Origin of the sequence: Streptomyces sp. NBC_00370 (assembly GCF_036084755.1) — a bacterium.
Lineage (GTDB): Bacteria > Actinomycetota > Actinomycetes > Streptomycetales > Streptomycetaceae > Streptomyces.
This window is the reverse complement of record NZ_CP107968.1, coordinates 590778-612801: the sequence shown is the minus strand read 5'-3', so window position 1 is coordinate 612801 and position 22024 is coordinate 590778. Positions and strand designations below refer to the sequence as shown.

Below are 22024 nucleotides of genomic sequence, written 5' to 3'. Positions count from 1 at the left end.
AGCATGCCAGGCAGCGCCCCACCATCTGGAGAGGAAAGAGAACAATGACAGCGTCGGACAGTTCGGAACGCGGCTATCTGCTCGACAACAAGCAGTCGGAGGCCGGTATTCGGTTCGGTGCGCTCTCCGAGCTGTTCGACCCGGTGACGTTCCGGCACGTCGACCGGCTCGGGACCGGCGCGGGGATGCGGTGCTGGGAGGTCGGGGCCGGGGGGCCGTCCGTGGCCGTCGGGCTGGCGGAGCGGGTCGGGAGCGGGGGCGCAGTCGTCGCCACCGACATCGAGGTGTCCTGGGCGGCGGACGCCGCCGACGCCGCCGGCGGAGTGGTCCAGGTGCTACGGCACGACGTGGCCGCCGACCCGCCGCCGCCCGGAGCCTTCGACCTGGTGCACGCGCGCCTCGTCCTGGTGCACGTGGGCGACCGCGCGGAGGCGCTGCGCCGGATGATCGGGGCGCTGCGCCCCGGCGGCTGGCTGCTGCTGGAGGACGCCGACCCCGGGCTGCAGCCGCTGCTGTGCCCCGACGAGTCAGGCCCCGAGCAGCGGCTCGCGAACCGGCTCAGGACCGGCTTCCGCGAACTGATGGCGGCGTGCGGAGCGGATCTCGCCTACGGCCGCACGCTGCCCCGGCTGCTGCGCGAGGCCGGGCTCGCCGACGTGGAGGCGGACGCGTACTTCCCGATCACCTCACCCGCCTGCACGGTGCTGGAGGCCGCGACCGTACGGCAGATCCGCGGCCGGCTGGTCGCCGCAGGCCTCGCCACCGACGCGGAGATCGACACGCACCTGGGGAACGTCGCTACCGGCCGGCTGGACCTGGCCACCGCCCCGCTCGTCTCCGCGTGGGGCCGCAAACCGTAGTCCCGTCTGCGGTGGGCGGGGGGCGGTGGCGTCGCGCGGAAGGAGGGTGGCTGGCGTGGGGCGCACGGCTTATGGGGCACATGCGCTATTCATTACGTATGACCGATCTTGACTACGCTGACCGATCCGACTTCCAGGACGCCGAGCGGGGCTTCGTCGCCGCCCTAAGCCCCGCCGTCGTGCGCACCGAGGACGGCCGGGTGATCTGGGACGGCGAGGCGTACGCGTTCCTGGACGGCGAATGCCCGGACAGCGCGCACCCCAGCCTGTGGCGGCAGAGTCAACTGTGCAACAAGCAGGGCCTGTTCGAGGTGACCGAGGGGATCTACCAGGTCAGGAACCTCGACCTGTCCAACATGACACTGGTCGAGGGCGACACCGGTGTCGTCGTCATCGACCCGCTGATCTCCGCCGAGACGGCGGCGGCTGCGCTCGCCCTCTACCGCGAGCACCGTGGCGACCGCCCCGTTACCGGGCTGATCTACACGCACTCGCACGGCGACCACTTCGGCGGCTCGCGCGGGGTACTCCCGCACGGCCACCCGCCGGTTCCGGTGATCGCCCCGGCCGGTTTCCTGGAGCACGCGGTCGCGGAGAACGTCTACGCGGGCGGTGCGATGACCCGTCGTGCCGTCTACATGTACGGCGCCGAGCTGGCCAAGGGACCCGCCGGGCAGATCAGCGCGGGTCTGGGCATGACGACGTCCAAGGGCACCATCACCCTCGTCCCCCCGACGCTCGACATCACCCGCACCGGGCAGGAGGAGACGGTCGACGGCGTACGCATCGTCTTCCAGATGACGCCGGACACCGAGGCGCCGTCCGAGATGAACTTCTACTTCCCCGACCGGCGCACGCTGTGCATGGCGGAGAACGCGACCCACAACATGCACAACATCCTGACCCTCCGGGGCGCGGTCGTACGCGACACCCGCATCTGGGCGCACTACCTGGGCGAGACGATCGCCCTCTTCGGCGACGAGGCCGAGGTCGCCTTCGCCTCCCACCACTGGCCCACCTGGGGGAGGGAGCGCATCGTCGCCCACCTCGCTGGACAGCGCGACATGTGGGCGTACCTGCACGACCAGACCCTGCGCATGACCAACCAGGGACTGACCGGCGCGGAGATCGCCGAGCGCATCGAACTGCCGCCTGCCGTCGCGAACCGGTGGGCCAACCGGGGCTACTACGGTTCCGTCAGCCACAACGTCAAGGCCATCTACCAGCGGTACATGGGCTGGTTCGACGGCAACCCCGCGCATCTGTGGGAGCACCCGCCGACCGAGCAGGCCGCCCGGTTCGCCGCCGACTACGGTGGTGTCGACGCCCTCGTGGCCAAGGGTGAGGAGTACGCGGCGGCCGGCGACCCGCGCTTCGCCGCGACCCTCCTCGGCCACGCCGTCTTCGCCGCGCCGGACAACACCGCGGCCAAACACGCGCTGGCCGCGGTGTACGAGACGCTCGGCCACGGCTCGGAGAACGGCACCTGGCGCAACTTCTACCTCATGGGCGCCCAGGAACTGCGCGGCAGCGTCGCCCATACGGCGCTGGAGACGACGAACCCCGAGATGGCGGCGGCGCTGACGGTCGACATGCTCATCGACTCGCTGGCCGTCCGGGTGGACGGGCCGCGCGCCTGGCACGAGCGGGTCACCATGACCTGGAACGTGACGGACGAGGGCCGCGCCTGGCACCTGCGACTGTCCAACGGCGCGCTGACCTACCGCAGCGCCGAAATCGCGGGCCCGGCTCCGGCCCCGGCCGACGACCTGACGCTGACCTTGACGAAGCCTCAACTGCTCGGCGTGCTGGCGGGGAAGGGGCTGGACGGTGTGCGGGTAGAAGGCGATCCGGCGGCCCTTGCGAAGCTCACGGCGCTGCTCGACACCCCCGACCCGGACTTCAACATCGTCACGCCGTGACCGATCGGCGCAGCGCCTCTCGTCGTCAGCAGACGGCGTAGGTCAGATGCGTCACGGTCGATGTCGCGAACACCTCCCGCCGCACCAGCGTCCGAGGCGTTCCGCCGGTGAACAGCGGCGTCCCGGCGCCGAGCACGACGGGTGCGAGGTGCAGCGTCAGCACGTCGACCAGCCCCGCCTCGATCGCCGAGCCGACGGTGGCGCCGCCGCCCATGAGGACGACATCGAGGTCCTTGCCGCCGGCCGCCGACGCCGCCTCGGCGCGCTCGCGCGCGGTGCGGACGGCGTCGCCCAGACCGGTGGTGACGAACGTCCAGTCGAGGTCGGCGAGCCGTACCGACTCCGGGAGTGCGCTCGTCACGACGACGAACGCGGGCTTCCCCACCTCGCCGGCCCCGTAGCCGGTCTCGTCGTCCCAGCCGTCCGGCCCGTCGACCGTGTCGAAGAGCCGGCGCCCGAGCACGACGGCCCCTGAGCGAGCGGTCCCCTCGCTCAGGTACCGCCGGTCGTCGGGGTCGTCGGAGAACGCCCAGGTGTGCAGGGCCTCGCCACCGGTACCGAGACCACTGCCGGGGCGGGGGTCGGGCCCGGTGACGAAGCCGTCGAGGGAGGCCGAGATGTCGGCGATGATTCGAGTCATGTCAGTTCGGACCGGCTCCGCCGCCCGAACTCATCGCCGATCGGCGAGGTGCGCGGGGATCGGGGCTCAGCCGTCCAGCGACTCCACGTACGGCGCCAGCTTCGCCGGGTTCATCATCCACATGATCCGGTCGATCCCCTCGGCCGACGCGTCGATGGTCAGCAGCGCCACTGCGTTCCCGCCGGACAGGACGAGCACCGCCGGTCCGCCGTTCGCCTCGACGTGGCGGATCTCGGCCTCGGGCCAGAAGCGGGGTGCGAACGCGACGAGGTACTGGGACACGTGCGGGAGTCCGACGACCGGAATCCGCGATGCGCCGCGTACGCCTCCGCCGTCGGAGTAGCTGACGACGTCCGCTGCGAGCACGTCCTCGAGCACTTTCAGATCGCCGGTCCGCGCGGCGGCGAGGAAGACCTCCAGCAGGCGCTGCAGCTCGGTGGGGCTGACCCGCTCCTTGCGTTCGGCGGCCAGATGTTTGCGGGCGCGGCTCACCAGTTGGCGGGCGTTGGCCTCGCTCGTCTCCAGGATCTCGGCCACCTGGCCGTACGGGTAGTCGAACGCCTCCCGCAGGACGTAGGCGGCCCGTTCGACCGGGTTCAGCTTTTCGAGGACGAGGAGCACCGCGAGTTCGAGTGCTTCGGCCCGTTCGGCCCCCACCTGCGGATCCTGGCTGGTGTCGACCGGTTCGGGAAGCCACGGCCCGACGTACGACTCGCGCCGCACCCGCGCGGACTTGGCCGTGTTGATGGCGAGCCGCGTGGTGACGGTGGCCAGGAACGCCTTCGGCTCGACGATGTCCGTACGGTCGGCGTTCTGCCACCGCAACCAGGCGTCCTGGACGATGTCCTCGGCCTCCGCCGCGCTGCCGAGCACGCGGTAGGCGATGCCGAAGAGCTGCGGGCGCGCCGCCAGGAACTCCCGTGTCGCGCCGTCGAGGGAGTCGGCGTCATTATCCGTGTGCATGGTCGTCCCTTCCGGCACAGAGGCCGCACCGAGACCCACCACGCTACAGCCCACCCCGGCCGGAGTGTGTTTGCGGCACGACCACCGCCGGGTACGACGGGACGGTGCGTCAGCCCGCCGCGCCGCGCGGTCGGCCGGCGCCAGCTCAACTGGTCAGTGAGGTCGTCACTGTTGGCCCGAGCTGACGCCTGCCGGAACATTCCGGAGTGCGGTGACGCACACGTCCGCGCACCGGGATACCGGAGTCAGGCCCGGAGCTGGCCCCAGGCTCAGCCGAACTGACCCGGCTGGTAGCCGCCGGCCGGCTGCTGGTTGATCACGTTGATCCGGTTGTACGCGTTGATGACGGCGATCAGGGAGATCAGCGCGACCAGCTGGTCCTCGTCGTAGTACTTGGCCGCGTTCGCCCAGGCCTCGTCACTGACGCCACCCGCCGCGTCCGCGATCCGCGTGCCCTGCTCCGCCAGCTCCAGCGCCGCGCGCTCCGCCTCGGTGAAGGCCGTGGCCTCCCGCCAGACGGCCACCAGGTTGAGCCGCGCCTGGGTCTCCCCGGCGGCGGTGGCGTCCTTGGTGTGCATGTCCGTGCAGAAGCCGCAGCCGTTGATCTGGCTGGCGCGGATCTTCACCAGCTCCTGTGTCGCGAGCGGCAGTCCGGAGTCCGAGACGATCTTGCCCGCCGAGTTGATGTGCTTCAGCACCTTGCCCGCGAGGGCGTTGCCGAAGAAGTTGAGACGCGATTCCATGGGTTTCTCCTGGCTGAGTTGCGGTTACGTACCACTGACCGCGCAACCCGGAGATCTGTGACAGCGGGAGTCGGCTCAGCCGGGCAGCGCCGCCCGGGTGAGGGCCGTCGCGGTGTGCACGGCGCTGGCGACAGCGGCGTCGGGGTCCAGCCCGCACAGGTCGGTCAGGGTGAAAAGCGCCTCGGCGCTGATGACGACGGTGAGGTCGCGCTTCAGCTGGGCCAGCGCGGCCGGGTCGGTGGCACCGAGGGTGTCGTCCAGCGGGGCGAGCGCGTAGTCGATCAGGCCGACCCGCATGGCCGGACGGGCGGAGGTGGCCGCGGGCCGGGTGATGGTCGCCGCGATCATCGCGCGGGTCGCGCCCTGATGGCTCAGGACCGTACGGAACAGGTGCTCGGTCGCCGCCGCGATGCGCTCCACCGGGTCGCGGGAGCCCGCGACGGATCTCAGCGCCTGCGCGGGGGTGGGCCACTGCCCGGCCATGGCCTCCTGGAGGAGGCTGGCGAGATCGGGGAAGTAGCGGTAGGCCGTGGCCTCGGACACCAGGGCGGCCCGTGCGACGGCGGGCATCGTCATCTCGCGGCCGGTGCGCATGAGTTCCGCCGCGGCCTGGAGGATCGCGGTGCGGGTGCGCAGCTTCTGATTGGCCCGGCCACCGGGGTTCTGGGGTGCCATCCGTCGGCCCTTCTCCTCGTCACGTCTGAGGAACTGTAGCTAGTTGACTCCTGTTATGAGAGCTTACTCGCATTCATCCTCACAGCATCAGCGGGAGTACTCATGAACAACGTCTCCGTCGTCGCCCCCGGCGCCGGCGAAGTGATCGATCTCGGCGGCGCCCGGATCCGCATCCTGGAGGACGGTTCCACGACGGCGCACCGGCTCGGCATCGGCGAGATCACCCTGGCCCCGCACACCGAAGGACCGCCGCAGCACCGGCACTCCCTGCATGACGAGGGCTTCTACGTCGTGTCGGGCACCGCCCGCTTCACTGTCGGTGAGAGCCGGTACGACGCACCCGCCGGCACGCTCGCCATGATTCCGCCGGGCGCTCCGCACACCTTCGCCAACCCGGGCGACGAGCCCGTCGTCATGATCAACACCTTTACCCCGGATCTCTATGTGCGCTATTTCCAGGATCTGCGCGACACGATGGCGGCAGGGCAGGAGATGACCCCGCAGGTCGTCGGCGAGGTGATGGGCCGGTACGGCACCGTCGCCGCGACCGACTTCGCGTAACCGGGGCCGAGCGGGGCGGGAGAGTCGCATCTCTTCGTGAGAGTTCACTTGCATGAGTGAGGAGGGCGGGGCTATCTTCATGACAGTTGACTCTCACAAAACCAACGACAAGGAACCCCGCACCATGACTGTCTCCGCCCCCACCGGCACCGTCCGTACGATCGCTCTGCCCAGCGGCCTGGACATCACCATCAAGGAGTACGGCGACCGCGACGCGGCCGGCGGCGCGGGCGCGCTCGTCCTGCACGGCGGCGCCGGACCCCGTTCGGTCGACGGCTTCGCCGCCGCGCTGTCCCAGCACGCGTATGTCGTCGCCCCCACCCACCCCGGCTTCGACGGTACGCACCGCCCGGAGAGCACCGACAGCGTCGCCGACCTCGCCACCGCCTATCTCGACCTCATCGACCAACTCGGCCTGGAGACCGTGCTGGTCGCGGGGAACTCCGTCGGCGGCTGGATAGCCGCAGAGATGGGCGTCCGAGACAACCACGGCCGTATCAGCGCGCTCGTACTGCTCGCCTCCACCGGCATCACGCCCGAACCCCCGCTCACCATCGCCGACCCCGCGCAGCTCGGTCCGGTCCGCACCGGTGAACTCGCCTTCCACCGGCCCGAACTGCGGCCCGACCCTGCCACCCTCGGCGCTGACCAGAGGGCCGCGATGGCGGCCAACCAGGCCACGCTCGCCGTCTACGCGGGCGACCCCTTCTGCAGCGACCCCAAGCTGCGCGGACGCCTGCACCGTGTCACCGTCCCCGTGCTGGTGCTGCCCGGCGAACAGGACGGCATCGTGCCCCTGGAGTACAGCCGCGCCCTGGCCGACTCCTTTCCCCGGGCGACGTTCCGCCCCGTCGCGGAAGCCGGCCACTTCCCGCAACTTGAGCAGCCCGCAGCCGTGTTCGACGCCATCGGCGCCTTCGTCGAGTCCGAGGTGAAGCCCGACCCGAGGTGAAGGCCGGCGCGAGGTGAAGCCGGGCGAGACGCGCCGAGTTCAGGCCTGCTACGACCAGCGGGCCGTCAGTCTCGGCGTACCCGCCGGGCAGACGTACAGCGTGCCCAGCCCGTGCGGCACGCCGCCTTCAGCGGCCTCGACGCCCACGAGCAGCACGTTCCAGGGCAGTTGGCTGCCGGTCTCCACGACGATCTCGTCCCCCGACCGCCGCGTGGTGAATACCGCCGCCTCTCCCGAACCGTCCGGCAGCGGCACGGCCGTCACCGCCGTCGACCCGTCGGCCGGCGTGTGAACGCGCAGGGTCACCCCGTCCGCCCAGTCGTACGCCGGCCGGTCGGCGACCGCTCCGAACGGCACGACAGCGCCTTCCCTGGCGAGCAGCGGAAGCGTGTCGAAGCCGTGGGTCTCCCGCTGCCAGCCGGGCCCCGAGATCCGTTCCCCGGTAAGGACGTTGGTCCAGGTACCGGCCGGGAGGTAGTACTCGACAGAGCCGTCCTCGGTGAAGACGGGCGCCACCAGCAGGTCGTCGCCGAGCATGTACTGGCGGTCGAGTGAGCGGCAGGCGGGGTCGGCCGGGAACTCCAGCACCATGGCCCGCATCACCGGCGTACCCGCGTCGCGCGCCTGCACGGCGGCGCGGTAGAGGTACGGCATCAGCCGGTGCTTGAGCCGGGTGAAGGAGCGCGTGACGGCCACCGCTTCGTCGCCGTAGTCCCACGGCACCCGGTAGGACTTGCTGCCGTGCAGACGGCTGTGCGACGACAACAGCCCGAACTGCACCCAGCGTTTGAACAGCGCGGGTGTCGGCGTGCCCTCGAACCCCCCGATGTCATGGCTCCAGAAGCCGAAGCCGGAGAGGCCGAGCGAGAGCCCGCCGCGCAGCGACTCGGCCATCGCCTCGAAGGACGATTCGCAGTCGCCGCCCCAGTGCACCGGCAGCCGCTGGCCGCCGGTGGTCGCCGAGCGCGCGAAGACGACGGCCTCACCCTCGCCGCGCACGTCCCGCAGCAGGTCGAAGACGGTCTCGTTGTACAGCTGGGTGTAGTAGTTGTGCATCCGCTCCGGGTCCGAGCCGTCGTGCCAGGCCACATCGAGGGGCACCCGCTCCCCGAAGTCGGTCTTGAAGCAGTCCACGCCCTGGTCGAGCAGCAGCCGCAGCTTGCCCGCGTACCACTCCCGCGCCGCGGGACTGGTGAAGTCGACGAGCGCCATGCCGGCCTGCCACCTGTCCCACTGCCATACGTCGCCGTCCGGCCGCTTCAGCAGGTGCCCCAGCGCCATGCCCTCGGCGAACAGCGCCGACTTCTGGGCGATGTAGGGATTGATCCAGACACAGATCCGCAGCCCCTGAGCCTTGAGCCGGGCCAGCATGCCGACCGGGTCGGGGAAGACGTCCGGGTCCCAGACGAAGTCGCTCCACTGGTACTCGCGCATCCAGAAGCAGTCGAAGTGGAAGACGCTCAGCGGGATTTCGGCCTCGGCCATGCCCGTGACGAACCGGGTGACCGTCGCCTCGTCGTAGGAGGTCGTGAACGACGTGGACAGCCACAGGCCGAACGACCAGTCGGGCGGCAGCGCGGGCCGGCCGGTCAGCGCCGTGTAGCGGGCGAGGATGTCCTTCGGCGTCGGGCCGTACACGACGAAGAACTCCAGCGACTGGTCCTCGACGCTGAACTGCACCTGCCCGACGGACTCCGAGCCGACCTCGTACGACACCTGGCCCGGATGGTTGACGAAGACGCCGTACCCCCGGTCGGTGAGATGGAACGGGACGTTCTTGTACGCCTGTTCGCTGCTCGTGCCGCCGTCGGCCTGCCAGATGTCGACGCTCTGGCCGTTGCGTACGAACGGCGTGAAGCGCTCGCCGAGCCCGTACACGCTCTCGCCGACGCCGAGCGACAGCTGCGTGAGCATGAAGTGCCGTCCTTCGGCGTCGGTCGCGAAGCCGGTGCCGCGCCTGCCGACCGAGGTGAGGGTCCGGCCGCCCGCGCTGAAGTCCAGCCGCCACGGCGCCTCGGTGTCGACCTTCAACGACAACTCGCCGGAGATGAGTTCGACGGCCGAGCCCTCGCGTACGGTCTTGGCCGCCGACTGCTCCGCCGGGGTGAGGGCGAACTCGGGCCGCCGGGGCGCCCGTCCGCCGTGGTGGGTCGTACGGACGCCGATCACGCCCTCGGCGGGCGACCAGCAGTCCACGGTCAGCAACGGCCCGTTGAGCGTGTCGCCCCGGTGCGTGACCCGGCCCACCGGCGCGTACAGCGTCAGCCGGTCATCGGTGACCACGGCGTCGGCCACGGACGCCGCGTGATGGGCGCTGACGCCGGGGCGCATCAGCCAGTAGCCGTCGGTGAACTTCATCGGCTCTCCTGTACGGGGGCGCGGTCGGCGTCGTCCATGGCGCGGTGTCCTTCGATCAGCCGCCGGAACCAGTGGTAACTGTCCTTCGGTGTGCGTTTCTGCGTGTCGTAGTCGACGCGTACGATCCCGAAGCGCTGCCGATAGCCGTGCGCCCACTCGAAGTTGTCCAGCAGTGACCACACGTAGTAGCCGCGCACCTCCACCCCCGCGTCGATCGCGGCTGCCACGGCGGTCAGATGGTCGTGCAGATACGTCACCCGGTCCTGGTCGTGCACCGCGCCGTCCGGAGCGACGGTGTCGGCCTCGGCCGAACCGTTCTCGGTGATGTACACCGGCGGCAGCTCCGGGTAGCGCGCCACCAGACCGGTCAGCAGTGTGGTGAACGCCTCCGGTACGACCGGCCAGCCCATCGTCGTATGGCGGCTGCCGTACGGATCGACCGGCCGCACCCCGATGTCGACGGCGCTGCGCCGGCTCTCCTCGGGTTCCGTGTGCGGTGCGTCCGCGAAGGTCAGCGGACGGTAGAAGTTGATGCCGACGAAGTCGAGCGGCGCGCCGATCAGCGCCAGATCGCCGTCCTCGCGGTACGAGCCGTCGGCGAGCGCGCCCCAGGTCTCCGCCTCCGTCGCCGGATAGCGCCCGGCGAACAGGGGCTCGGTCCAGACGTCGTTGTGCAGCGTCCCGGCCCGGCGCGCCGCCGCCACATCGGCGGGCGCCGGCGATGCGGCCTCGACCAGGTCGATGTTGAGGGTGATGCCGACCTCCCGTGCACCCGTCTCGCGCAGCACGCGCACGGCGTTGCCGTGGGCGACCAGCAGATGGTGGGCGGCGGCCAGCGCCGGTGTGCCCTCCTGGGCACCGGGAGCGTGCCGGCCTTCCGCGTAGCCCGAAAAGGCCGTGCAGAACGGCTCGTTGAGGGTGATCCAGCGCGCGACCCGGTCCCCGAGCCGCTCCGCCACCAGACGGGTGTACTCGGCGAAGTGCTCGGCCGTCTCCCGTGTCCGCCAGCCGCCCAGGTCCTCAAGGGCCTGTGGCAGGTCCCAGTGGTAGAGGGTGACGGCGGGCGCGATTTCGGCGCCGAGCAGTTCGTCGGTGAGCCGGTCGTAGAAGTCGAGGCCCTTGGCGTTCGCCGGTCCCGTACCCGTCGGCTGGATCCGTGGCCAGGCGACGGAGAAGCGGTACGAGTCGACGCCGAGGTCGCGCAGCAGCGCCACGTCCTCGGGGTAGCGGTGGTAGTGGTCGCAGGCCGTGTCACCCGTGGCGCCGTCCTTGGTACGGCCGGGGGTATGACTGAAGGTGTCCCAGATCGAAGGACCGCGGCCGTCCTCGTCGTGGGCGCCCTCGATCTGGTAACTCGCCGTCGCGGTACCGAAGGTGAAGCCCCGGGGAAGAACGGGGAAGGGAGTGCTCATGGTCGTGCCGGGCCCTTTCGGGTCTGTGGTGAATGCGGTGCGGTGGAGTGAACGCGGGCCGCTGCGGGGCTACTTGACCGAGCCGCCGGTGATGCCGGCTGCCACGTACTTCTGAGCCACCACGAGCAGGATCGCGGCCGGTACGGCGGATACCACCGCCGTCGCCATGACCGCGCCCCAGTCGCTGACATGGGCGCCGATGTACTCGTACATGGACAGGGTGATCGGCTTGACGTCGTCGGTGGTGTTGAGGGTCAGCGCGAACATGAAGTCCGACCAGGCGAAGAGGAAGGCGAACAGGCCCGAGGTGATGAGGGCGTTGCGGCTCATCGGCAGGACGATCCGCCAGAACGCGGTGAAGCGGTTCGCCCCGTCCACCAGCGCCGCCTCCACGACCTCCCTCGGTATGGACACCATGAAGGCCCGCAACAGCACGATCGAGAAAGGCAGTCCGAGCGAGGCGTCGGCGAGGATGAGGCCGAACGTCGAATTGACCAGGCTCAGGTCGACGTAGGCGCTGTAGAGCGCGTTGGCGATGACGATGCCCGGCACCATCTGGGTGATGAGCGTGCCGAAGACCATGGTGCGGCTGCCGCGCAGCCCGAGCTGCGCGAGGCCGTACGCGGCCGGTGCGGCGAGCGCGAGGCACACCACCACGGCGCCGAGCGCCACGACCAGGCTGGTGCCGAGCGAGCCGCCCTGACTGCTGAGCGCGCGGTGGAAGTTCTCCCAGCCGGGCGCCGTCGGGAACCAGTCGGTGGAGGCCAGACTCTCGCCCGGCTGGAGGGCGATGTTGAGCATCCAGTAGAGCGGGAACAGCAGGACGACCAGAATGATCAGTGCGGCGACGGTGTTCGTGCCCCTGCGCAGGTGGCGGGTGGACATGGCGATCACTTCCCCTGGCCGAAGTCGGCGCGGTTGAGGCGCAGATAGAGCACGGCGAACACCGCGCTGACAAGAATGAGGATGTTGCCGACCACCGCGCCCTGCCCGAAGTCCAGTTGCTGGAAGGAGAGCTGGTAGGTGACCGTGCCGAGGGTCTGCGTGGAGTCGGCGGGGCCGCCGCCGGTCAGCGCCAGGATCAGATCGAGGATCTTCACTGTCGACATGAAGCCCAGGACGAGAACGACGGTCACCACCGGGCGCAGCAGCGGCAGGGTGACACTGCGGAACGTGCGCCAGCCGCCGGCGCCGTCCAGGGACGCGGCCTCGTACAGATCGCGCGGGATCTCCTGGAGCCCGCCGTACAGGATCACCATGTTGAACGGGATGCCGATCCAGACGTTGACCAGGATCGCCGACAGCAGGGCGACGCTCGGGCTGCTGAGCCAGGAGACCGGCGACGAGACGAGGTGCAGGTCCATCAGTAGGCTGTTGACGACGCCGGTGTCCTGGTCGAGGAGTTTTCGCCAGACGACCGCCGACACCACCATCGGCACCAGCCAGGGCAGCAGCAGTACGGCGCGCACGAATCCCGAGAGCCGGAAGCGGCGGGAGAAGAACACGGCGAGCGCCAGGCCGATGACGAACTGGCCGAGCAGCGAGCCGAGGGTGAAGACCAGGGTGTGCCAGAGGGAGCCGGTGAACAGCGGGTTGTCGAACACACCGCGCCAGTTGTCGAATCCGTTGAACGGCGACTCACCGGTGAAGAAGGTGCGCGGTGTGTAGTGCTGGAAGCTCATCACGATGTTGCGGACGAGCGGGTAGCCGAAGAAGGCCAGCATGTACAGGACGGCGGGAGCGACGAAGCCCCAGCGCAGCAGTGCGCTGCGGCGCCGGTTCGCCCCGGGTGTCCCCGTGGCTGCGGCGGTGCCCGTCGAAGGCGCCGGAACGGCGGCGGTGATGGTCATGGCAGTCGTCTCCTCACTCGCCGGCCGTGGCCCGTGACTGGGCCTGCTCCAGCGCCGCTTCAGGGGTGGAGCGGCCGGTCAGTACGGACTGGAAGGCGCCGGACAGGGCGTCGGAGACGACCGGCCAGTCGGCACCGACCCGGTCGGTGCGCGAGCGCGCCGTCGCGACCTCGTCGGCGAAGGCCCCGAGCTTCGGGTTCTTGGCCTTGTACGCGGCCGCCGCCGAGGTCCGGGTGGGTACGTTGTTGACTGCCTCGCCCCAAGCCACTTGGTTCTTCTGCTCGTTGAGACAGTTGATGATCTTCGCCGCGATCCGCTGCCGCCCCTTGTCCTTGGTCTGCGGGACGCTCATCACCGTGCCACCGATCGGCGGAACCGGCGGCCGGCCCGCCTCGGGGACGGGTATCGCGGCCACCGCCCAGTGCAGGTCCTTCTGCTCGCTCAGCACCGGGACCTGCCAGGGACCGTTGATCATCATCGCCGTACGGCCCGCGATGAACTGGTCGTTGACGTCCTGCTGGTTCCAGGTGACCGCGGCGCTCGACGCCGACTTCTGGCCGACCAGGTCCTTCCACAGCTGCAGCGCGGGCGCGCCCTTGCCGTCGTCGAGATGGGCCTCGTCGCCGCCCGCCGACCAGAAGAACGGCAGGAACTGGTAGACGCCGTCGGCGTCCGGCGTCGCGCTGAAGGCCATCCCGTACGTCTTGCCGCGCGTCAGTGTCTTCGCGGCGGTCTTGAGCTCGTCCCAGGTGGTGGGCGGCTCGACACCGGCCTTCTTGAGCAGGTCCACGTTGTAGAACAGGGCGAGCGAGTTCACCGAACGGGCGATGCCGTAGAGCGTGCCCTTGAAGCTGCCCATGGTGATGGCGCTGCCCGACATCCCCGCCACGTCCACACCGGCGCTCTTCAGCGGTACGAGGCCACCCGTGTCGGCGAACTGCGGCACCTCGGAGCCGTCCAGCTCCAGGATGTCGGTCAGCGAGTGGGACGAGGCCATGCGCAACGCCTTCGACACCACCTGGTCGGCCGGCACGCTGGTCTGCCTGACCTTGACTCCGAGCGGCTCGGCGCACGCGTCGAAGAACTTCTGTTCCTGATCGTGTTCATGGGTGTCCGTGGCCGAGTTCAGCACGGTGATCGTGCCGGGGTCGGGGACGTTCCCGCAGCCGGTGAGACCGGCCAGGGTCAGGAAGGCGGTGGCGCAGGCGATCGCGGCCGACGCCGGTGGGCGTCGGCGGGGGAGGTGCATGGTGGCGGCTCTCCGTTCGGTCTACGGCTCTGTGAGAAGACGGAGGTTCGACGGGTGGTCGACGTGCCGTCGATGTGTCGTCGAACACCCGTCGAATCGATTCGATTCGACGGAATGCAGCGATGCTAGGCGCTCCCGGACATGCCGACAAGGGGTACGGCAACGCCGAAGCGCGGGAAGTGCCGGCCTGCCACTTCCCGCGCGTGTGTAGGGGGTATGAGGGTGCGGCGCCGTTAGGCGGGCGCCACGGAGCCGTCGCCGGGTGCCCGGACGTCGACGTCCTGATGAACAGTGCACGACGGGCACAGTCCGCGGTACGTGACCTCGGCCGCCGACACCGTGAAGCCGAACCGCTCGTCGGCCGGCAGGGCCGCCAACGGGTCACCGGTCGGGTGGACGTCACGGACCGCCCCGCAGCCGGAGCACACCAAGTGCTGATGCGGGTGGTGTGCGTTGGGGTCGTACCGCTTGGCGCGCCCGTCGGTGGAGACCTCTGTCACCTCACCGATGGAGACCAGCTCACCCAGGGTGTTGTAGACCGTCGCACGGGAGATCTCGGGCAACAGCCGCGCGGCGCGCGCGTGCACCTCGTCAGCGGTGAGATGCACATGGTCACCGTCGAGGACCTGTGCGACGACACGCCGCTGGGAGGTCAACCGCCAGCTGCGCCCCCGCAGTCGCTCCAGCAGGTCACTCATATCGGTTCACCTATTCGGGTCCGTGGGATATTCGAAGTTCACCTGTGAACGTCCGAGTTATGACGACATATACACTTGGCACTCTTCTTGACTTGGACAGCATCCATCGTAGGATCGGTTCCGGCAATAACCAAGGGACGGGGAAGACTCCAGTACGGCAGGGTCTATCTGCTTTGTCCGGAAAGATTCCCATGTCTGAGAGGATTCCCATGTCTGAGAACCATGACGCGATCGTCGTAGACGCGAAGACCGACGGACAGGCGGAGAGCGGCGGCTGCCCCGTCGCGCACGACCGCGCTCCGCACCCCACGCAGGGCGGCGGAAACCGCGAGTGGTGGCCCGAGCGGCTCAATCTCAAGATCCTCGCGAAGAACCCCGCGGTGGCCAACCCGCTCGGCGAGGAGTTCGACTACGCCGAGGCGTTCAACTCCCTTGATCTCGCCGCCGTCAAGCAGGACATCGCCGAGGTGCTGACCACCTCGCAGGACTGGTGGCCGGCCGACTTCGGCAACTACGGCCCGTTCATGATCCGGATGGCCTGGCACAGCGCGGGCACCTACCGCATCAGCGACGGCCGCGGCGGCGCCGGTGCCGGGCAGCAGCGCTTCGCCCCTCTCAACAGCTGGCCCGACAACGGGAACCTGGACAAGGCCCGCCGGCTGCTGTGGCCGGTCAAGAAGAAGTACGGCCAGCAGCTCTCCTGGGCCGACCTCCTGGTCCTCACCGGCAACGTGGCCCTGGAGACGATGGGCCTGGAGACCTTCGGCTTCGCCGGCGGCCGCGCCGACGTCTGGGAGCCGGAGGAGGACGTCTACTGGGGTCCCGAGACCACCTGGCTCGGTGACGAGCGCTACACCGGCGACCGCGAGCTGGAGAACCCGCTCGGCGCCGTGCAGATGGGCCTCATCTACGTCAACCCCGAAGGCCCGAACGGCAACCCGGACCCGATCGCGTCGGCCCGCGACATCCGTGAGACGTTCCGCCGGATGGCGATGAACGACGAGGAGACGGTCGCCCTCATCGCCGGCGGCCACACCTTCGGCAAGACCCACGGCGCCGGACCCGCCGAGAGCGTGGGCGCCGACCCCGAGGCCGCCCCGATCGAGGCGCAGGGCCTCGGCTGGCACAACACGTTCGGCACCGGCAAGGGCGCGGACGCCATCACGTCCGGCCTTGAGGTCACCTGGACCAGCACGCCCACCCGCTGGAGCAACGGCTTCTTCGACAACCTCTTCGGCTACGAGTGGGAGCTGTTCAAGAGCCCCGCGGGCGCCAACCAGTGGCGGCCGAAGGACGGCGGGGGCGCGGGTACCGTCCCGCACGCCCACGACGCCTCGAAGAAGATCGCGCCGTCGATGCTCACCACCGACCTGGCGCTGCGCTTCGACCCGGTCTACGAGCCGATCGCGCGCCGCTTCCACGAGAACCCCGACCAGTTCGCCGACGCCTTCGCCCGCGCCTGGTACAAGCTGACCCACCGCGACATGGGCCCGAAGTCGCTCCACCTCGGCCCCGAGGTCCCCGCCGAGACCCTGCTGTGGCAGGACCCGCTGCCGGAGGCCGAAGGCGCGACCATCGGCGCCGACGACGTGACCGCCCTCAAGGCGAAGATCCTCGACTCCGGTCTTTCGGTGTCCCAGCTGGTCTCGGCCGCCTGGGCCTCGGCGTCCACCTACCGCGGCAGCGACAAGCGCGGCGGCGCCAACGGCGCCCGGGTCCGACTCGCGCCGCAGAGCGGCTGGGAGGTCAACAACCCGGACGAGCTGGCCGCCGTGCTGCGCGTCCTGGAGAGCGTCCAGCGCGAGTTCAACGCGGGCTCGGGCGCCGCGAAGGTGTCCCTGGCCGACCTGATCGTGCTCGGCGGCACAGCGGCGGTCGAGAAGGCCGCCAAGGACGCCGGTCACGCCGTGGAGGTGCCCTTCGCCGCGGGCCGGGTCGACGCGACGGACGAGCAGACCGACGCCGAGTCGTTCGCGGCCCTGGAGCCGACGGCCGACGGGTTCCGCAACTACCTCGGCAAGGGCAACCGGCTGCCTGCCGAGTACCTGCTGCTGGACCGGGCGAACCTGCTCACCCTGAGCGCTCCCGAGCTGACGGTCCTCGTCGGCGGCCTGCGGGTCCTGGGCGCGAACTACGACGGCTCGAAGGTCGGCGTCCTCACGGAGACCCCGGGCACCCTGACGAACGACTTCTTCGTCAACCTGCTCGACCTGGGTACGACGTGGACGGCGACGTCCGAGGACGCCAACACGTTCGAGGCCCGTGACGCCTCGGGCGCGGTCAAGTGGACCGGCAGCCGCGCCGACCTCGTCTTCGGCTCCAACTCCGAGCTGCGCGCCGTCGCCGAGGTCTACGCGAGCGATGACGCGAAGAAGAAGTTCGTGAGCGACTTCGTCGCCGCATGGACCAAGGTCATGAACCTCGACCGGTTCGACCTCGTCTGATCACAGTCCGGCGCGGAGCGTCCAGGTCGGCCCACGCGGTCGGCCTGGACGTTTTCTGTGTGCCGGGTACGGACGAGCCGGCGCGCCCCGGTACAACCGCGCCGTCCCGGGCAGGTGAACCACGTCCTGTGATCCCCGAGCCGAGAAGAGGGCGTCGATGACCGGCCACCACCTGGAGCCAGGCGAGGACGCTGCACAAGGCGACGACGCCTGGTGGCGGTCCGCCGTCGTCTACCAGGTCTACCCCCGCAGCTTCGCCGACTCCGACGGCGACGGCATCGGTGACCTGGCCGGTCTCACCGGCCGGCTGGATCACCTCGCCAAACTGGGTGTCGACGTGCTGTGGCTGTCCCCGGTCTACCCCTCGCCGCAGGACGACAACGGCTACGACATCAGCGACTACCGGAACATCGACCCCGTCTTCGGCGACCTGGCCGCCTTCGACCGGCTGCTGGCGGCCGTGCACGAGCGCGGCATGCGGCTGATCATGGATCTGGTCGTCAACCACACGTCCGACGAGCACCCCTGGTTCCAGGAGTCGCGTGACCCGGACAGCCCCAAGCGCGACTGGTACTGGTGGCGGCCCCCGCGCGACGGCCGCGAACCCAACAACTGGGGCTCGTTCTTCTCCGGTTCGGCCTGGGCGCACGACGCGGCGAGCGACGCGTACTACCTCCATCTGTTCTCGCCCAAGCAGCCCGACCTCAACTGGGAGAACCCCGACCTACGCCAGGCCGTCTACGCCATGATGCGCTGGTGGCTCGATCGGGGCGTGGACGGCTTCCGGATGGACGTCGTCAACTTCATCTCCAAGGACCCGGCCCTGCCCGACGGCGCGCTGCACGGCGACGGACCGTTCGGCGACGGCTCGCCGTACTTCGTCTGCGGACCGCGCATCCACGACTACCTCCAGGAGATGCACCGAGAGGTGACCGCCCGGTACCCCGGGCGGCTGCTGACCGTCGGGGAGATGCCGGGGGTGACCGTCGAACAGGCCCGGCTGTTCACCGATCCGCGGCGCGCCGAACTCGACATGGTGTTCCAGTTCGAGCATGTCGGACTCGACCACGGCCAGGGCAAGTTCGACCCGCGACCGCTCCGGCTCACCGACCTCAAGACCTCCCTGGGCCGCTGGCAGACCGGCCTCGCCGACGTCGGATGGAACAGCCTCTACTGGAACAACCACGACCAGCCGCGCGTGGTCTCGCGGTTCGGCGACGACGGCCCCCGGCACCGCACCCGGTCGGCGACCATGCTCGCCACCGTGCTCCACCTGCACCGGGGCACCCCTTACGTCTACCAGGGCGAGGAACTGGGCATGGCCAACGCCCCGTTGCGCACCATCGAGGACTTCAGGGACATCGAATCCCTCAACCACTACACGCAGGCGCTGAACGCGGGCCAGGAGCCCGAGGACATCCTACGGGGACTGCGGGCGATGGGCAGGGACAACGCCCGCACCCCCATGCAGTGGGACGCGTCCGCGCAGGCCGGCTTCACCACCGGCACCCCCTGGATCCCGGTCAACCCCGACCACACCGAGATCAACGCCGCGGCCGGGTACGCCGACCCGGCATCGGTCTACCACCACTACCGCCGGCTCATCGCGCTGCGGCACAGCGAACCCGCCGTCGTGCACGGCGACTTCACCATGCTGCTGCCGGACGACGAGCGGATCTACGCCTTCACCCGCCGGTACGGCGACACGACGCTGCTGGTCGCTGGCAACTTCACCGGCGACATCGTCGCCGTGGACCTGCCCGACGGCTGGGAGGGCGCCGAACTCCTCCTGGACAACGGCCCGTCCGCCACGGACGAGCCCGGCCGGCTCACCCTCGCGCCCTGGGAGGCGAGGGTCCACCGGCGCACCCGGTGACCGGGCGCCGATGATCCGGGACTCCCCGGGTACGCGGACTCCATGACCGTTTACGGATTCCACGCCTCACACGAACAGGTGCCTCCCGCCGACCTGTTGGCCGCCGTCGTCCACGCCGAGAACGCGGGCTTCACCGCCGCCATGTGCTCGGACCACTTCTCGCCCTGGAGCGTCCGGCAGGGCGAGTCGGGCTTCGCGTGGTCCTGGCTCGGCGCCGCCCTGCAGGCCACCGACCAGGTCCCGTTCGGAGTCGTCAACGCGCCGGGACAGCGCTACCACCCGGCGATCATCGCCCAGGCCATCGCCAGCCTCGCCGCCATGTACCCGGGCCGCTTCTGGGCCGCACTCGGCAGCGGCGAGGCGTCCAACGAGCACATCACCGGCGGCGGCTGGCCCCGCAAGGACGTCCGCAACGCGCGGCTGCGCGAGTGCGTCGACATCATCCGGGCGCTGCTGCGCGGCGAGGAAGTCAGCCACGACGGACTCGTGACCGTGGACCGGGCCAGGCTGTGGACCCGCCCCGACACGATGCCGCCGCTGATCGGCGCCGCGTGCAGCGAGGCCACCGCGCGCTGGTGCGCCGAGTGGGCCGACGGCCTGATCACCGTCAACGCGCCGCACGAGACGCTGCGCCGGATCGTGGACGCCTACCGCTCGGCGGGCGGCGCGGGACAGCTGCACCTGCAGGCCCATCTCAGCTGGGCACCCGACCTGGACGCCGCCCGGGCCGTCGCCCACGACCAGTGGCGTACCAACGTGCACGGACCGCCGGTCAGTTGGGACCTCGACTCGGCGACGCTCTTCGACAGCGTCAGCGAAGACGTGTCGCACGAGCGGGTGGCCGAGTCCGTCAACGTATCGGCGGACCTCGGTCAGCACGCGGCCTGGCTCCAGGAGTACGCCGATCTCGGCTTCGACGCGGTCATGCTGCACCACGTCGGCCGGGAACAGGGCCCCTTCATCGACGCGTTCGGCGCCGACGTACTGCCGCAGCTGGACATCACCCGCCCCAAGCCGTACTTCGCGGAGAGTGCCCGATGAGGCTGACCAGGACATCCGACCTGTGGTGGAAGAACGCCGTCGTGTACTGCCTGGACGTGGAGACGTACCAGGACAGCAGCGGCGACGGCACAGGGGACTTCGCAGGACTGACCCAGCGGATCGACCACCTGGTACGCCTCGGCGTCACCTGTGTGTGGCTGATGCCGTTCTACCCGACGAGGGAGCGCGACGACGGCTACGACATCACCGACTTCTACGCCGTCGACCCGCGCCTCGGCACGCTCGGAGACTTCACCGAGTTCGTCCGCACCGCGCGCGACCGGGGCATCCGGGTCATCGCCGACCTGGTGGTCAACCACACCTCCGACCACCACCCGTGGTTCCAGGACGCCCGCTCCAGCCGTACGTCCGAGCACCGCGACTGGTACGTCTGGGCCGACACACCGCCCGAGGACGGACCTGAGGGCGTCGTCTTCCCCGACGTCGAGAAGAGCGTGTGGGAGTACGACGAGGGCACCGAGCAGTACTACCTGCACCGCTTCTACAAGCAGCAGCCCGACCTGAACGTCGCCAACCCGGCGGTGCGTGACGAGATAGCCCGGATCATGGGCTTCTGGACGCAGCTCGGGCTCTCCGGCTTCCGCGTCGACGCCGTCCCGTTCCTGCTGGAGACCGACGGCCAGGACGACGCGGACCAGCTGCCCGACCCGCACGAGTACCTCGCCGACCTCCGCGCCTTCCTCGGCCGCCGCAGCGGGGACGCGGTCCTGCTGGGCGAGGTGAATCTGCCCTATCCCGAGACGGCGAGGTTCTTCGGGGACCAGGACTCGTCCCGTGGCGACGAGTTGACCATGTGCTTCGACTTCATCGGCATGCAGCGGATGTATCTCTCCATGGCCCGCGGTGAGGCGGCGCCGCTCGCCGCCGCCCTGCGGGAGCGGCCCGCGGCGCCCCGCGACGCGCACTGGGCGACGTTCGTCCGCAACCACGACGAGCTGACACTCGACAAGCTCGACGACGACGAACGCGCCGAGGTGTTCGCCGCCTTCGGCCCCGACAAGGACATGCAGCTCTACGACCGCGGGCTGCGCCGCCGGCTGCCGCCGATGGTCGAAGGCGACCGCCGCCGCGTGGAGTTGGCGTACAGCCTGCTCTTCACCCTGCCCGGCACCCCCGTGCTCTTCTACGGCGAGGAGATCGGCATGGGGGAGAACCTGGCGGCCGAGGGCCGGCAGGCCGTTCGCACCCCGATGCAGTGGACCGCCGACAAGGGCGGCGGCTTCTCCACCGCCGACGCCGGTCGCCTGCCCAACCCCGTGGTGGAGGGCGCGTTCGGGCCGAGGCGCGTCAACGCGCACGACCAGGCGCAGGACCCCGATTCGCCGCTCAGCCGGATGCGGACCCTGATCGAGCGCTACCGCGAGGCACCCGAACTGGCCTGGGGCGACTACGAAGTCCTCGACACCGACGACTCCGGCGTACTGGCCCATGTCAGCTCACTGCCGGAAGGGGCCGTGCTGGCGCTGCACAACTTCTCCGACGGCCCGGTCACGGCGACCACAACGGTCCCCGGGCTGAAGGGCGGCCGGCTGCTCACCGACCTGTTCACCGGCGACACCGTCAAAGCGGCGGCGGGCGGCAAGGTGAGCGCGGACCTGGCACCGTACGGCTACCGGTGGCTGCGGGTGAACACCCCGCTGGACGATCCGGACCGGACGACCGCCGTCTGAGCGGGCGGCGGCGCCCCTGAATTCGGTCGCTTCGGGTGGGGCGAGCCGTTACCTTCTGCCGGAGCGCGGTGAGTTACGCCGCGCGACGG

18 protein-coding genes are annotated in these 22024 nt (G+C 70.1%); 8 read left to right on the top strand and 10 right to left on the bottom strand.

Features of this window, described 5'->3' with window-relative positions:
- Positions 1 to 44: 44 nt before the first annotated feature.
- Both OHS57_RS02730 and OHS57_RS02725 read left to right on the top strand, forming a co-directional pair.
- Positions 45 to 860: a class I SAM-dependent methyltransferase gene (locus tag OHS57_RS02730; RefSeq protein WP_328580859.1), complete on the top strand. Its 816-nt coding sequence runs from the start codon at positions 45 to 47 to the stop codon at positions 858 to 860.
- Between the two features lie 98 nt (positions 861 to 958).
- On the top strand, positions 959 to 2782 hold the full coding sequence (locus OHS57_RS02725; protein ID WP_328580858.1) for an alkyl/aryl-sulfatase: 1824 nt from the start codon (positions 959 to 961) through the stop codon (positions 2780 to 2782).
- A gap of 25 nt (positions 2783 to 2807) precedes the next feature.
- Here the strand turns inward: OHS57_RS02725 and OHS57_RS02720 are convergent, their stop codons facing one another.
- The 4 genes from OHS57_RS02720 to OHS57_RS02705 all read right to left on the bottom strand — a co-directional run bounded on the left by OHS57_RS02720 (position 2808) and on the right by OHS57_RS02705 (position 5803).
- On the bottom strand, positions 2808 to 3422 hold the full coding sequence (locus tag OHS57_RS02720) for a dihydrofolate reductase family protein (protein ID WP_328580857.1): 615 nt from the start codon (positions 3420 to 3422) through the stop codon (positions 2808 to 2810).
- Positions 3423 to 3488: 66 nt separating this feature from the next.
- A complete protein-coding gene (locus tag OHS57_RS02715) occupies positions 3489 to 4385 on the bottom strand; it encodes an RNA polymerase sigma-70 factor (protein ID WP_328580856.1) in 897 nt (298 codons plus the stop codon).
- A gap of 269 nt (positions 4386 to 4654) precedes the next feature.
- A complete protein-coding gene (locus OHS57_RS02710) occupies positions 4655 to 5128 on the bottom strand; it encodes a carboxymuconolactone decarboxylase family protein (RefSeq protein WP_041999137.1) in 474 nt (157 codons plus the stop codon).
- A gap of 75 nt (positions 5129 to 5203) precedes the next feature.
- A complete protein-coding gene (locus tag OHS57_RS02705; RefSeq protein ID WP_328580855.1) occupies positions 5204 to 5803 on the bottom strand; it encodes a TetR/AcrR family transcriptional regulator in 600 nt (199 codons plus the stop codon).
- Positions 5804 to 5905: 102 nt separating this feature from the next.
- Between OHS57_RS02705 and OHS57_RS02700 the strand changes: the two genes are divergently transcribed.
- Positions 5906 to 6364, top strand: a complete 459-nt coding sequence (locus OHS57_RS02700) for a cupin domain-containing protein (RefSeq protein ID WP_328580854.1) — start codon at positions 5906 to 5908, stop codon at positions 6362 to 6364.
- Between the two features lie 124 nt (positions 6365 to 6488).
- The gene (locus tag OHS57_RS02695) at positions 6489 to 7316 is read left to right on the top strand and encodes an alpha/beta fold hydrolase (RefSeq protein ID WP_052457440.1); all 828 of its coding nucleotides are present in this window, start codon (positions 6489 to 6491) and stop codon (positions 7314 to 7316) included.
- Between the two features lie 48 nt (positions 7317 to 7364).
- Here OHS57_RS02695 and yicI read toward each other — a convergent pair whose 3' ends face one another.
- The 6 genes from yicI to OHS57_RS02665 form a co-directional block, all read right to left on the bottom strand.
- The gene (yicI, locus tag OHS57_RS02690) at positions 7365 to 9674 is read right to left on the bottom strand and encodes an alpha-xylosidase (RefSeq protein WP_328580853.1); all 2310 of its coding nucleotides are present in this window, start codon (positions 9672 to 9674) and stop codon (positions 7365 to 7367) included.
- Entirely contained in the window at positions 9671 to 11086 is a 1416-nt protein-coding gene (locus tag OHS57_RS02685) for a GH1 family beta-glucosidase (RefSeq protein ID WP_328580852.1), read from the bottom strand. Before OHS57_RS02685 ends, yicI begins: the two co-directional genes overlap by 4 nt.
- A gap of 69 nt (positions 11087 to 11155) precedes the next feature.
- The gene (locus tag OHS57_RS02680) at positions 11156 to 11971 is read right to left on the bottom strand and encodes a carbohydrate ABC transporter permease (RefSeq protein ID WP_328580851.1); all 816 of its coding nucleotides are present in this window, start codon (positions 11969 to 11971) and stop codon (positions 11156 to 11158) included.
- A 5-nt stretch (positions 11972 to 11976) separates the two neighbouring features.
- Positions 11977 to 12936: a carbohydrate ABC transporter permease gene (locus OHS57_RS02675; protein WP_328580850.1), complete on the bottom strand. Its 960-nt coding sequence runs from the start codon at positions 12934 to 12936 to the stop codon at positions 11977 to 11979.
- Positions 12937 to 12949: 13 nt separating this feature from the next.
- Entirely contained in the window at positions 12950 to 14185 is a 1236-nt protein-coding gene (locus OHS57_RS02670) for an extracellular solute-binding protein (RefSeq protein WP_328580849.1), read from the bottom strand.
- A 233-nt stretch (positions 14186 to 14418) separates the two neighbouring features.
- Positions 14419 to 14883, bottom strand: a complete 465-nt coding sequence (locus OHS57_RS02665) for a Fur family transcriptional regulator (RefSeq protein ID WP_328580848.1) — start codon at positions 14881 to 14883, stop codon at positions 14419 to 14421.
- Positions 14884 to 15092: 209 nt separating this feature from the next.
- Here OHS57_RS02665 and katG point away from each other — a divergent pair, with 209 nt between their 5' ends.
- The 4 genes from katG (at position 15093) to OHS57_RS02645 (ending at position 21935) form a co-directional block, all read left to right on the top strand.
- On the top strand, positions 15093 to 17327 hold the full coding sequence (gene katG / locus OHS57_RS02660) for a catalase/peroxidase HPI (protein ID WP_041999159.1): 2235 nt from the start codon (positions 15093 to 15095) through the stop codon (positions 17325 to 17327).
- A gap of 157 nt (positions 17328 to 17484) precedes the next feature.
- Positions 17485 to 19203, top strand: a complete 1719-nt coding sequence (locus OHS57_RS02655) for a glycoside hydrolase family 13 protein (protein WP_328580847.1) — start codon at positions 17485 to 17487, stop codon at positions 19201 to 19203.
- A gap of 42 nt (positions 19204 to 19245) precedes the next feature.
- The gene (locus tag OHS57_RS02650) at positions 19246 to 20244 is read left to right on the top strand and encodes a TIGR03885 family FMN-dependent LLM class oxidoreductase (RefSeq protein WP_328580846.1); all 999 of its coding nucleotides are present in this window, start codon (positions 19246 to 19248) and stop codon (positions 20242 to 20244) included.
- Complete coding sequence (locus OHS57_RS02645) at positions 20241 to 21935, top strand: alpha-amylase family protein (protein ID WP_328580845.1); 1695 nt, start codon at positions 20241 to 20243, stop codon at positions 21933 to 21935. The genes OHS57_RS02650 and OHS57_RS02645 overlap by 4 nt, the downstream gene beginning before the upstream one ends.
- Positions 21936 to 22024: the final 89 nt, after the last annotated feature.